Here is an 11,308-nt window from a genome sequence, read left to right as displayed (position 1 = left end):
GCTGCAGATCTCGCGCACCACCTCCTCCTCGGCGATGGTGCGCGAGATCTGCAGCGCCACCACGGCCGAGGCGAGCACGCCCAGGGCCTCGATGATGCTGGCGGCCGAGCCGCGGTCCAGGCCGGCGCCGAAGGCGTCCCAGCCGATGCGCGCCGCGATCACCAGCAGCATCAGCGACGCCACCGCGAAGACCACGGCCATCACGGCGTGCACCAGGGGAAAAAGGTCGAGCAGGCGCTTCATGGGCGGTGAGTCTGCCTGCCGGCCAGGGCGGGCTGTGTCAGGCGGCGCAGCGTCCTGCGGACAGCGCGCAGGCCGACCCCGCTCGGCCGCGCTCAGGCCGCCTGCTTCACGGCGCCGGTGGCCGCCAGCACCTCGATCTCCTCGTCCGACAGCCCCGCCTCGCGCAGCACCTCGGCCGAATGCTCGCCCAGCGCCGGGGCCAGGCGCGCAATGCGTGCCGGCGTGGCGCCGAAGCGCACGGGTGGCCGCACCTGCACCGTCGGCCCCTCGGTGGGATGCTCGTGCGTCTCGAACAGACCGACGCTGACGAGTTGCGGATGCTCGCGCAGTTCGTCGAGCGCATAGATGCGCGTGGCCGGGATGTCCAGCGCTTCGCACAGGGCCAGGCAGGCGGCGCAGTCCATGTCGGCCACCACGGCGGCCAGGTCGGCATACAGCTCACGCACGCGGGCGTTGAGCTGGCTGCGGTCCATGGGGCCATACTTCTGCAGCAGCGCCGCGTGGCCGGTGCGCTCGAACAGCGCCTGCCAGTGCGCCGGCGAGTACGGCAGCACCGTCACATGGCCGTCGCGCACGGCGATGGGCCGGCGGCCGCCGTTGAGCAGGCGCGCATAGCCGGGCTCGGCCGCGGCGGGCTCGAAGGCATGGCCGCCCTGGTGCTCGACCAGGGTGAAGGCGGTCATGGCCTCGAACATGGGCACTTCCACGTACTGGCCCTGGCCGGTGCGCGCGCGGTGCAGCAGCGCGGCGGTGACGGCCTGCGCCACCATCAGGCCGGCGGCCTTGTCGGCCACCAGCGTGGGCATGTAGCGCGGCTGGTCGGCGTCGCGCAGGTTCAGGTCCACCAGGCCGCAGCCGGCCTGCACGATGTCGTCGAACACCGGCTTGCCGGCGAAGGCGCCGCCCTCCTGGTAGCCGGTGGCCACGCAGTAGACGATGTCGGGCCGCACGCGGCGCAGCGCCTCGTAGCCCAGGCCCAGCCGCTCGATGGCCGGCACCCGCATGTTGTGGACGAACACGTCGGCCGTGGCCGCCAGCCGCAGCAGCGCCTGCACGCCCTCGGGCCGCTTGAGGTCCAGCGCCAGCGAGCGCTTGTTGCGGTTGATGGTGAGGTAGATCGAGCTCATGCCGCGGTGGCGCGACACGCCGTTGGCCCGCATCAAGTCGCCCTCCAGGCTTTCGACCTTGATCACGTCCGCCCCCTGGTCGCCCAGGATCTGGGTGGCCAGCGGGCCGAGCACGACGGCGGTGAGGTCGAGGACGCGCAGGCCCGCCAGCGGGCCGCTGGCGGCGGAAGAGGTCTGCTCGGAAGGCTTCATGGCATGGAAAGGAAAAGGGCCGGCAGGCCGTGGGCGCCCGCCGTCCGGGTCATCGTCATTGCTGCACCAGGCCGGCCGTCTCGGCCACGCGCTTGAAGCGCTCGTACTCGCGCTGCTGGAACTTGCGCATGTCGTCGCCCTTGAGGTCCAGGAAGTCGGCCCCGCGCTGCTGGCGGTAAGCCACGGCCTCGGGCTGGGCCATCACCTCGGCCATGGCGGCGATCAGCTTCTGGGTGATGTCGGCGGGCGTCTCGCTGCGCACGAAGAAGGAGCTCCACACATAGGTCTCGAAGTCGGCGAAGCCGCTCTCGATCATGGTGGGCACCGCGGGCAGCGTGCCCATGCGCTTCGCGCCGGTGACCGCCAGCATGCGGATGCGGCCCTCCTTCTGCATCTCGACGAAGGCGGACGGGTCGACGATGGCCAGCTCCAGCTGGCCGCCGATCACGTCCGTGACCATCTGCGAGCCGCCCTTGTAGTTGATGTGGTTGATCTGCGCACCCGAGGCCGTGCCCAGCCAGGCCGCCACCAGCTGGTAGCCCGCCGAGTAGTTGCCCACCGCGATTGGCCGCTTCTCCCGCCTGGCCGCGGCCACCACGTCCTGGATGCTGTGGGCGGGCGAATCGCCCTTCACCACGAAGGCGGCGGGGCCCACGGCCGAGCCCACCAGCGGCTTGAAGTCCTTGAACGGGTCGTAGGGCAGGTTCTTCATCACGGCCGGGTTGACCGACATGGGCGAGTTGCTGGCCAGCAAGATGCTGTAGCCGTCGGCCGGCGCCGACTTGACCGACTGCACCGCGATCAGGCCGCTGCCCCCGGGCCGGTTCTCCACGATCACCGGCTGGCCCAGCTTCTTGCCCAGCAGGTCGCCGTAGAAGCGCGAGTCCGAGTCGGAACCGCTGCCCGCGGTGAAGGGCACCACGATGCGCAGCGGCTTGGTGGGAAAGCCCGGCTGGGCCAACGCGGCCGGACTGGCCGCCAGCAGCGCGCCGCCGGCGCCGAAGGCGCCCAGCGCGGCCAGGAAGGCGCGACGTTCGAAGGTCATGGGATGTCTCCGTCTGTAGGTGTGGATTCACGCAAGTCCGGGAAGGCCCGGATGGGACCTCGCTTGCCTGGGCGGACTCTAGCACTTATATTTGTTGACCAACAAGCAAGTTGCTTTAGGTGTTGACCCGGACGCTCCCGTCCGGCGCGCGCTGTGGAAGGAGACAACGCCATGCAAGCCCTGGACATCCGTCCGGCCGAACTGCCGCCCGATTGCGAGCGGCTGCGCGCCGAGGTGCGCGACTTCATCGCGCAGACGCTCGGCGACCTGCCGCCGCACGAGCGGGCGCGCAACTGGTCGGGCTACAGCCCCGAGTTCAGCCGCGCGCTCGGCCAACGTGGCTGGATCGGCATGACCTGGCCGCGGCGCTACGGCGGCGGCGAGCGCTCGATGCTCGAGCGCTACGTGGTGCTCGAAGAGCTGCTCGCTGCCGGCGCCCCCGTGTCGGCCCACTGGGTGGCCGACCGCCAGAGCGGCCCGCTGCTGATGCGCTACTCGCCCGAGGTGCTGGCGCCCGAGTTGCTGCCGCGCATCGCGCGGGGCGAGTGCCATTTCTGCATCGGCATGAGCGAGCCCGATTCGGGCTCGGACCTCGCCTCCATCCGCACGCGGGCCGTGCGCGATGGCGAGGGCTGGCGCATCAGCGGCCGCAAGGTGTGGACCTCGGCCGCGCACAAGGCGCACTACATGATCGCGCTGGTGCGCACCGCGCCGCCCGGTGCCGACCGGCACGCGGGCATGTCGCAGTTCCTGGTGGACATGCGCAGCCCCGGCCTGACCATCCGCCCCATCGTCAACCAGCTGGGCGAGCACGAGTTCAATGAGGTCACCTTCGACGAGGTGCCCGTGCCCGCGCACCACCTGATCGGCGCCGAAGGCGAAGGCTGGCACCAGGTCACGACCGAGCTGACCTTCGAGCGCTCGGGCCCCGAGCGCTACATGAGCAGCACGCAGCTCATGCTGGAGATGCTGGACGCCGCCGATGCCGACAACCCGCACCACCAGCTGGTGCTGGGCCGGCTGGCGGCGCAGTACGCCACGCTGCGGCAGATGTCGCTGGGCGTGGCCGGCATGCTGGCCGCGGGCCAGAACCCCGGCCTGGCCGCCGCGGCCGTCAAGGACCAGGGCGCCCTGCTGGAACAGGGCCTGCCCGACCTGGCGCACGAACTCTTCGGCGGCCGCGTGCCGCCCGAGAGCGACCTGGCGCGCGTGCAGCGGCACCTGGTGCTGGCCACGCCGTCCTTCTCCCTGCGCGGCGGTACGCGCGAAATCCTCCGCGGCATGCTCGCGAAAGGCATGGGCCTCCGATGAACGACGACCAACAGATGATCCAGGACAGCGCCGCCCGCCTGTTCGCCGATGCGGCCGGGGCCGCGCTCAACACGCAAGTGGAGGCGGGCGAGTTTCCGCAGGCCCTGTGGCTGCAGGTGGAAGAAGCCGGCTTCGCCGCCTCGCTGGCCGCGGGCGACCACGGCTTCGGCCTCACGCCCGACCAGGCGCTGCCGATCTTCGAGGAGCTGGGCCGCCACCGCGTGCCGCTGCCATTGGCCGAGACGGCCGCCGGCCTTGCCCTGCTGGCCTGCGCAGGCCACGTGCCGCTGGCCGGGCCGGGCACGCTGATCGACGCGGGGCCGGGCCAGACGCTGGCCCTGACGGCCGATGGCCGCCACCTGAGCGGCGAGGCGCCCGCCGTGCCCTGGGGACGCCATGCCGCCTGGGCCCTCGTGCAACTGCCGCAGGGCGACATCGCCGTGGTGGACCTGAAGGACGTCGCCGGCCTCGCATGCGAGCCGGGCCTGGACCTCGCCGGCCTGCCCGCCGACCGCCTGCGCCTGGCCGGCGTTGCGGTGCGGGCAGTGCTGCCGGCCGCGGCCTTCGGCATCGCGCTGCCGCTGCGCAGCACGGCCGCCCTGCTGCATGCGGCCATGATGGTCGGCGCCATGGAATGGGCACTGGCCGAGGCCATCCAGTACGCCAACGACCGCGTGCAGTTCGGCCGCCCCATCGGCCGGAACCAGGCACTGCAGCAGATGCTGGCCCAGGCCGCGGGCGACGTGGCCTCGGCCCGCATGGCGGTGCGGGCGGCGGGGCTGGACTTCCGGCTGGGCGATGCGGAGCGCGCCGCCCGGGTCGACTTCGGCGTGGCCGCCGCCAAGGTGCGCTGCGGCGAAGCGGCCACGCGTGTGGCGGCCACGGCACACCAGGTGCTCGGCGCCATCGGCTTCACGCACGAGCATGCGCTGCACTTCGCCACGCGCCGGCTGTGGGCCTGGCGCGCGGCCTACGGCGCCGATGCCTGGTGGGCGCAGCGCCTGGGCACGGCGGCCATCCGCGCCGGCGCGGCCGGCTTCTGGCCGGCGATGACGCAGCGGCAGTTCTCCGCGGCTGCCGCCGGCTGAGCGGCGCCCCGGGCGTTCGCGCGCCCGAGCGCCGCCCTTCCTTTCCCTAAGACCAAGAACGAGACCGTCATGCCCCAACGCAGCTACACCGACCTCGGCGTCGACATGGACGGCCACGTCGCCGTCCTCGAGATCCGCCGCCCGCCGCACAACTTCTTCGACGTGCTGCTGATCAGGGCCATCGCCGATGCGCTCGAGGACCTCGAAGCCAACCCGGACTGCCGCGCCGTGGTGCTGGCCGCCCAGGGCACGGCCTTCTGCGCCGGCGCCAACTTCGGCGGCGACAACGATGCCACGGCGGCCACCAGTCCGCGCGCGCTGAACCCCATCTATGCCGAGGCGCTGCGCATCTACGCCACCGGCAAGCCCATCGTCGCGGCCGTGCACGGGCCGGCCATAGGCGGCGGGCTGGGCCTGGCCCTGGCGGCGGATTTCCGCGTGAGCTGTCCGCAGGCGCGCTTCAGCGCCAACTTCAACCGGCTGGGCTTCCATCCGGGCTTCGGCCTGTCGGTCACGCTGCCGAGGCTGGTGGGTCCGCAGCAGGCCGCCCTGCTCTTCTACACCGGCCGGCGCATCGACGGCACGCAGGCGCAGGCCCTGGGCCTGGTCGACGCGCTGGCCGACAACCCCGAGGCCGTACGCGGCGCAGCCCTGGAACTCGCGCAGGAGATCGCGCTGTCTGCGCCCATCGCCGTGCAGGCCACCCGCGCCACGCTGCGGCGCGACCTGTTGCCGCAACTGCGCGAGGCCGTGGCCCGCGAAAGCGAGATGCAGTTCGCGCACTTCCGCAGCGAGGACTTCCGCGAAGGCGTGCAGGCCATGTCCGAGCGCCGGGCGCCAAAGTTCAGCGGCCGGTGAAGCCGCCGTCCGCGCCGCCCTCACCTCTTCCGCCACAACGCCCGCCTCGCGGGCCAAGGAATCCCCATGCTTCAAGACGGACTGCTGCGCGGACGGCGCATCCTCATCACCGGTGGCGGCACGGGCCTCGGGCTCGCCATGGCCGATCGCTTCGCGGCGCTGGGCGCACAGCTGGTGCTGTCCGGCCGCCGGGCCGAGGTGCTGGCGGCCGCGCGCGACGGCCTCGTGGCGCGCCACGGCGCCAGCGTGCAGACCCTGCCCTGCGACGTGCGCGATGCGGCCGCCGTCGAGGCCATGTTCGATGCGGCCTGGCAGCAGGGCCCGCTCGACGTGCTGGTCAACAACGCCGCCGCCACCTTCATCGCGCAGACCGAACGCCTGAGTGCCCGCGCGGCCGACGCCATCCTGGGGCCGACGCTGCACGGCGCGCTGTACTGCACGCTGCAGGCCGGCCGGCGCTGGCTCGACAGCGGCCGGCCGGGCGTGGTGCTGAGCATCCTCTCGACCTCCACCCGCACCGGCCGGGCCTTCACCGTGCCCTCGGCCATGGCCAAGTCCGCGCTGCTGGCCATGACGCGCAGCCTGGCCGTGGAATGGGGACCGCAGGGCATCCGCAGCGTGGCCATCGCGCCCGGGCCCTTCCCGACGGCGGGCGCCGGCCAGGCGCTGGACCCGACGGCGGGGCGGGCGTTCGCCGATGCGGCGCCGGGTGCCGGCGCGGCCGCCGCCTATGCGGCCAATCCGCTGGGCCGCGTGGGCCGGCCACCGGAACTGGCCGAGCTGGCTGCCTTCCTGGTCAGCGACAGCGCCGCCTACATCAACGGCGAGATGGTCGCCATCGACGGCGGCCAGCACCTGCGCACCTCCGGCGCCGAAGACCTGCTGGCCTGGGGACCGGACGACTGGGCCCGCGCCCGGGCGGGCCGCGGCGGCTGAGTCCGTGCCGCCGCGTCAATGCGCGGCCAGGGTCCTGTCGACCATCTGCAAGGCCAGGTTGCGCACCTTGTCCAGGCTCAGGTCGCCCAGCACCAGCCGCTGGTGCAGCACGCCGCGCAGCGCACCCAGCAGCAGCGTGGCGGCCGTGGTCGGGTCGACGTCGGCGCGGATCTCGCCCAGCGCGATGCCGTCGCGGATGTGCTGCTCCAGCCGCGAGATGCTGCTGCGGATGTACTCGCCGATGTAGGGATTGAGTTCCGAGTCCTCCATGAAGCCCTCGGTCATCATCACCAGCAGGGCGCGGGTCTCGATCCAGCGGGTGTCGTCGCGCACGAAGTAGGTGGAGACCAGGCTGCGCACCGCGTCCAGCCCCGGGCGATGCTGCGGCAGCGCGAGCCGCCGGGCCTCGAAGCGCGCGCCGATGTTGAGCACCACCCGCTGCAGCAGCCCGGCCTTGTTGCCGAAGCGGTGCGCCGGCAGGCCGCGGCTGTAGCCGGCGGCCTCGCCCACCTCGGCCAGCGTCATGCGCACCGAGCCGCGGCGCGCGACCAACTCCAGCGCGGCATCCAGGATGCGCCGCTCGGCCAGCGCGCGGCGCTCGGCCTGGGTCATCCTGGCCGCGCCAGCGCCCTCGCCCGCGGTGGGCTCCAGGTCCTCCAGCGCCGCATCCGTCTGCGCCTCCGCGGCGGGTGTGGGCGCAGGCACCACGGCCTTGCGGGCGGGCCGCTTGCGCGGCACGGGCGCGGCGGAACGGGACGGAGCATCGGCGGGCATGGCGGTCGGCAAGGCGCAATGAGGGATGAGCCGGAAACGATAGCACCCCGGTCGCCGGGCCGCGGTCGCCTGCGGGCCGACCGGCACAATGCCCGCATGCTCCGCCCAATGCGCTCCCTGCGCTCGCTGTTGCCCTGGCTGCTGGCCTGGCTCGTCGCCGTGCTGGCCGGTGGCGTGTGGCTCGCGCGGATCGAACTGGGCAGCCTGCAGGCCGACTTCGACACCGAGGGCCGCATCGCCCACCGGCTGATGAGCCAGCAGGTGGTGCAGTACGACGCGGTGCTGGCCACGCTGGCCCTGCTGGGCGGTGCGTCGGCGCCGGCCGGGGCCGACCGGCCCGAGCAGCGGCTCAGCGCCGTCTATCCCGCCATCCTGCGCGTGCAGCGGCGCGCACCCGGCACCGCCTGGGCCGACCCCGCGCTGGCCGCGGCAGAAGCCAGCTCGCACGCCCGCAAGGCCGCCGTGCTCAGCCGCGTCGACCTGGCCGCCGGCCGCTACCAGCTGCTCATGGCGGCCGAGCCGGCCAGCTACGCGCTGGACATCGACTTGGCCGCCGCCGTGCCCTGGCAGGAATGGCCGACCGACCCGCGCACGGCCGCCTCGCGCCTGGTGCTGACGCTGGATGGCCACACCTTCGTCCTGCAACCCGGCCGCGACGCCACGGCCACGGACGGCTGGCACTTCGGCTTCCGCAAGACACTCGCCTCGGCCAGCCAACCCTTCGAGGTGGTGGCCACGCGCCGTGTGGGCTGGGCCGAGCTGCCCTGGGCCGCGATGGCGCTGTGGGCCGCGGCCGTCGCCCTGGCGCTGGGCATGCTGCGGGCCTGGCAGCGCCAGCGCACCGGCCGCCGCCGTGCCGAGGAACTGCTGCGCCTCGGCCAGGTCGGCCGGCTCAACACGCTGGGCGAGCTGGCCGCCGGCATGGCACACGAGCTCAACCAGCCGCTGACCGCGATGCTGGCCAACACCCAGGCCGCGCGCCGCCTGCTGGACGACGACCCGCCCGACCTGGCCACTGCCCGCGGCGCCATGGCCCAGGCCGCCGACCAGGCCCGCCGCGCCGCCGCCGTGGTCGCGCGCCTGCGCCGCGCCATCGAGCGGCCCGAGGCCCGGCCCGGCGAGCGCCGCGCCGTGGTCGCGCTGCAGGACGTGGTGCGCGACGCGCTGCACCTGCTGGAGCCCGAATGCGCCCGCCGCCAGGTGGCCGTGGAAACGGCCGCCGGCATGGAGCCGGTGCGCGTGCGGGCCGACCCGGTGGCGGTAGAACAGATCGTCCACAACCTGCTGCTCAACGCCCTGCAGGCGCTGGAGACCCGGCCGGCCGACGCCCCGCGGCGCATCCGCATCGCCGTGCTGCGGCAGCCGGGCCAGGGCCTGCTGCAGATCCACGACAGCGGGCCGGGCATCGCGCCCGAGCTTCTGGCGCGCATCTTCCAGCCCTTCGTCAGCACGCGGCCCGGCGGCCTGGGGCTGGGCCTGAGCCTCAGCGAGACGCTGGCCACCGGCCAGGGCGGCAGCCTGGCCGCCGACAACCCGCCGGAGGGCGGCGCGCGCTTCACGCTCGCCCTGCCCCTGGCCGATGCCTGACTGCCCGCGCCCGCACGCCATGAACGCCTCGCCCCAATCTCCGCTGATCCACCTCATCGACGACGACGACGCCGTGCGCGACGGCCTGGCGCTGCTCATCCGCACGGTGGGCCTGCGGGTGCAGCCCTGGGCCGATCCGCTGGCCTTCCTGGCGCAGTTCGACCGGCGCGAGATCGGCGCCATCGTGCTCGACGTGCGCATGCCCGGCATCGGCGGCCTGGCCGTGCTGGACCGGCTGATCGCCGAGGGCGTGGACCAGCCGGTGCTCATGCTCACCGGCCACGGCACCGTGGAACTGTGCCGGCGCGCCTTCAAGGCCGGGGCCGCCGAGTTCCTGGAAAAGCCGGTGGACGACCAGCAGCTCATCGACGCGCTGCAGGCCGCCGTGCGTCAGCACGTGCGCTCGCGCGGGCGGCTGCAGGGCGACCAGGCCGCTCGCGAGCGCTTTGCCCAGTTGTCGCCGCGCGAGCGCGAGGTGCTGGCCTTCATCATCGAAGGCCTGACCAACAAGGAAATCGCGCGCCGGCTCGACCTCTCGCCGCGCACGGTGGAGACGCACCGCGCCAACCTCTTCGCCAAGCTGGACTGCGAGTCGCTGGCGCAGCTGATCCGCCGCTATGCGGTGCTGGCCGAGGTACCGGCGCCGTGAGCGCTCCGTAGTTTTACGCAGTGGCGCGCGTAGCCGCACGAATGGCCGCGGCGCGGATGGATTTCTACAGTGGCATCACCGCCACCGAGCGGGCTTCACCGCCTCACGACACTGGAGATCTCCATGCCCATTTCGACTTCTTGCCTGACCCGCGCCTGTACCGGCGCCGCCCTGGCCACGCTCGCCAGCCTGGCCCTGGCCCAGCAGGCCGCGGCCCCCGCGCAGCCGGCCGCCGCCGCACCCGCACTGCGCACCGAGCGCGCCCTGAGCCTGCCGCTGGCCAACCAGATCGCCGCCGCCACGGTGGCGGCCTGCGCCGCCAACGGCCATGCCGTGACCGCCACCGTGGTCGACCGTGCCGGCACCGTGCGCGCCGTGCAGCGCGCCGACAACGCCGGCCCGCACACGGTGGCCGCTGCCGAGCGCAAGGCCTTCACCTCGGCCTCGGCCAAGGCACCCACGCTGGCGATGATGGAAAACGCCCAGAAGAACCCTGGCGCTGCCAACCTGGTGAACATCCCCGGCTTCCTGCTGCTGGGTGGTGGCGTGCCGATCAAGGCCGGCAACGAGGTGATCGGCGCCGTGGGCGTGGGCGGTGCGCCCGGCGGCCACCTGGACGACCAGTGCGCCAACGCCGGCCTGGAAGCCGTCAAGGCCCAACTGGGCGCTTGAGATGACGACGCGCCGCCGCCTCGCCGCGCCCCTGTTGGCCGTGGCCGCAGCACTCGCGCTGGGTGCGGCGCCCGCCTCGGCGCAGGTCGCGCCCTCGGCCGCGGAAGCCGAGGCCTACGCTGGCCTCTTCCGCGCAGCGCAGCGCGGCGACGTGGCGGCGCTGCGCCAGGGGCTGGCCCGCGGCGAGGCCGTGAACGGCCGCGACGCCCACGGCCGCACGCCCCTGCACGTGGCCACTTTCGCCCGCCAGGCCGAGGCCATCCGCGCGCTGGCGGCGGCGGGCGCCGACCTGGGGGCGATGGAGACCGACCGCTACGACGCCGTGACCATTGCCGCCGTGGCCGACGACCTGCCCACGCTGTCGCTGCTGCTGGACCTGGGCGCGTCGGCGGGCCTCGTCACCAGCCGCTACGACGGCACCGCGCTGATCGCGGCGGCGCACCTCGGCCACGACACCGTGGTGCAGCGGCTGATCCGGGCCGGCGCGCCGCTGGACCATGTGAACAACCTGCACTGGACGGCCGCCATCGAGGCCGTGGTGCTGGGCGACGGCGGCCCGCGCCACCAGCGCACGCTGGCCGCCCTGATCGACGCCGGCGCCGACCTGCAACTGGCCGACCGCCAGGGCCGCACGCCGCTGGCCCTGGCGCAGGCGCGCGGCTACACGGCGATGGTGCGGTTGATCGAGGCCGCCTGCAGCACGTCGTGCAGCGAATACAGACTGCCGGCGGAATCGGCGTCCGGGCTGGCGGCCTGCATGCGCACGTCCAGGGCACCGACCCGGTCGCCACCTGCGTGCAGCAGATCGCTCTAAGGACTGGGGTTG

11 protein-coding genes and 1 pseudogene are annotated in these 11,308 nt (G+C 73.6%); 8 read left to right on the top strand and 4 right to left on the bottom strand.

The window, feature by feature from the left end:
• From NS331_RS17975 to NS331_RS17965, 3 genes and pseudogenes are all read right to left on the bottom strand, one after another.
• Positions 1-243 (bottom strand): annotated as a pseudogene (locus NS331_RS17975) (hypothetical protein); the annotation flags it as partial.
• Positions 244-335: 92 nt separating this feature from the next.
• Entirely contained in the window at positions 336-1,562 is a 1,227-nt protein-coding gene (locus NS331_RS17970) for a CaiB/BaiF CoA transferase family protein (protein WP_058643330.1), read from the bottom strand.
• A 55-nt stretch (positions 1,563-1,617) separates the two neighbouring features.
• The gene (locus tag NS331_RS17965; protein ID WP_058643329.1) at positions 1,618-2,607 is read right to left on the bottom strand and encodes a Bug family tripartite tricarboxylate transporter substrate binding protein; all 990 of its coding nucleotides are present in this window, start codon (positions 2,605-2,607) and stop codon (positions 1,618-1,620) included.
• A 171-nt stretch (positions 2,608-2,778) separates the two neighbouring features.
• On the opposite strand from NS331_RS17965, the gene NS331_RS17960 reads away from it, so the two are divergent.
• The 4 genes from NS331_RS17960 (at position 2,779) to NS331_RS17945 (ending at position 6,800) form a co-directional block, all read left to right on the top strand.
• Positions 2,779-3,918 (top strand): acyl-CoA dehydrogenase family protein, encoded by a 1,140-nt coding sequence (locus NS331_RS17960; protein ID WP_058643328.1) that lies wholly within the window; start codon positions 2,779-2,781, stop codon positions 3,916-3,918.
• Entirely contained in the window at positions 3,915-5,006 is a 1,092-nt protein-coding gene (locus NS331_RS17955; RefSeq protein WP_058643327.1) for an acyl-CoA dehydrogenase family protein, read from the top strand. The genes NS331_RS17960 and NS331_RS17955 overlap by 4 nt, the downstream gene beginning before the upstream one ends.
• A 69-nt stretch (positions 5,007-5,075) precedes the next feature.
• Complete coding sequence (locus NS331_RS17950; RefSeq protein WP_058643326.1) at positions 5,076-5,864, top strand: enoyl-CoA hydratase/isomerase family protein; 789 nt, start codon at positions 5,076-5,078, stop codon at positions 5,862-5,864.
• Positions 5,865-5,930: 66 nt separating this feature from the next.
• On the top strand, positions 5,931-6,800 hold the full coding sequence (locus NS331_RS17945; RefSeq protein WP_058643325.1) for an SDR family oxidoreductase: 870 nt from the start codon (positions 5,931-5,933) through the stop codon (positions 6,798-6,800).
• A 15-nt stretch (positions 6,801-6,815) separates the two neighbouring features.
• Here the strand turns inward: NS331_RS17945 and NS331_RS17940 are convergent, their stop codons facing one another.
• On the bottom strand, positions 6,816-7,574 hold the full coding sequence (locus NS331_RS17940; RefSeq protein WP_058643324.1) for a TetR/AcrR family transcriptional regulator: 759 nt from the start codon (positions 7,572-7,574) through the stop codon (positions 6,816-6,818).
• 108 nt (positions 7,575-7,682) lie between these two features.
• Here NS331_RS17940 and NS331_RS17935 point away from each other — a divergent pair, with 108 nt between their 5' ends.
• The 4 genes from NS331_RS17935 to NS331_RS17920 all read left to right on the top strand — a co-directional run bounded on the left by NS331_RS17935 (position 7,683) and on the right by NS331_RS17920 (position 11,296).
• On the top strand, positions 7,683-9,161 hold the full coding sequence (locus NS331_RS17935; RefSeq protein WP_058643323.1) for a sensor histidine kinase: 1,479 nt from the start codon (positions 7,683-7,685) through the stop codon (positions 9,159-9,161).
• Positions 9,162-9,180: 19 nt separating this feature from the next.
• A complete protein-coding gene (locus NS331_RS17930; protein WP_058643322.1) occupies positions 9,181-9,810 on the top strand; it encodes a response regulator transcription factor in 630 nt (209 codons plus the stop codon).
• Positions 9,811-9,933: 123 nt separating this feature from the next.
• Complete coding sequence (locus NS331_RS17925) at positions 9,934-10,482, top strand: GlcG/HbpS family heme-binding protein (RefSeq protein WP_058643321.1); 549 nt, start codon at positions 9,934-9,936, stop codon at positions 10,480-10,482.
• Between the two features lies 1 nt (position 10,483).
• The gene (locus NS331_RS17920) at positions 10,484-11,296 is read left to right on the top strand and encodes an ankyrin repeat domain-containing protein (protein WP_242873808.1); all 813 of its coding nucleotides are present in this window, start codon (positions 10,484-10,486) and stop codon (positions 11,294-11,296) included.
• The last annotated feature ends 12 nt before the right edge of the window (positions 11,297-11,308 follow it).

The sequence above is a fragment of the Pseudacidovorax intermedius genome (assembly GCF_001476815.1).
Lineage (GTDB): Bacteria > Pseudomonadota > Gammaproteobacteria > Burkholderiales > Burkholderiaceae_C > Xenophilus > Xenophilus intermedius_A.
Note: the sequence above shows the minus strand (reverse complement) of the source record. Positions and strands in the feature narration are given on the sequence as shown.

Excerpts from the sequence above, each read along its gene's own strand:
- NS331_RS17970 (WP_058643330.1), bottom strand. The coding sequence starts at position 1,562 with ATGAAGCCTTCCGAGCAGACCTCTTCCGCCGCCAGCGGCCCGCTGGCG.
- NS331_RS17965 (WP_058643329.1), bottom strand. The coding sequence starts at position 2,607 with ATGACCTTCGAACGTCGCGCCTTCCTGGCCGCGCTGGGCGCCTTCGGC.
- NS331_RS17960 (WP_058643328.1), top strand. The coding sequence starts at position 2,779 with ATGCAAGCCCTGGACATCCGTCCGGCCGAACTGCCGCCCGATTGCGAG.
- NS331_RS17955 (WP_058643327.1), top strand. The coding sequence starts at position 3,915 with ATGAACGACGACCAACAGATGATCCAGGACAGCGCCGCCCGCCTGTTC.
- NS331_RS17950 (WP_058643326.1), top strand. The coding sequence starts at position 5,076 with ATGCCCCAACGCAGCTACACCGACCTCGGCGTCGACATGGACGGCCAC.
- NS331_RS17945 (WP_058643325.1), top strand. The coding sequence starts at position 5,931 with ATGCTTCAAGACGGACTGCTGCGCGGACGGCGCATCCTCATCACCGGT.
- NS331_RS17940 (WP_058643324.1), bottom strand. The coding sequence starts at position 7,574 with ATGCCCGCCGATGCTCCGTCCCGTTCCGCCGCGCCCGTGCCGCGCAAG.
- NS331_RS17935 (WP_058643323.1), top strand. The coding sequence starts at position 7,683 with ATGCGCTCCCTGCGCTCGCTGTTGCCCTGGCTGCTGGCCTGGCTCGTC.
- NS331_RS17930 (WP_058643322.1), top strand. The coding sequence starts at position 9,181 with ATGAACGCCTCGCCCCAATCTCCGCTGATCCACCTCATCGACGACGAC.
- NS331_RS17925 (WP_058643321.1), top strand. The coding sequence starts at position 9,934 with ATGCCCATTTCGACTTCTTGCCTGACCCGCGCCTGTACCGGCGCCGCC.
- NS331_RS17920 (WP_242873808.1), top strand. The coding sequence starts at position 10,484 with ATGACGACGCGCCGCCGCCTCGCCGCGCCCCTGTTGGCCGTGGCCGCA.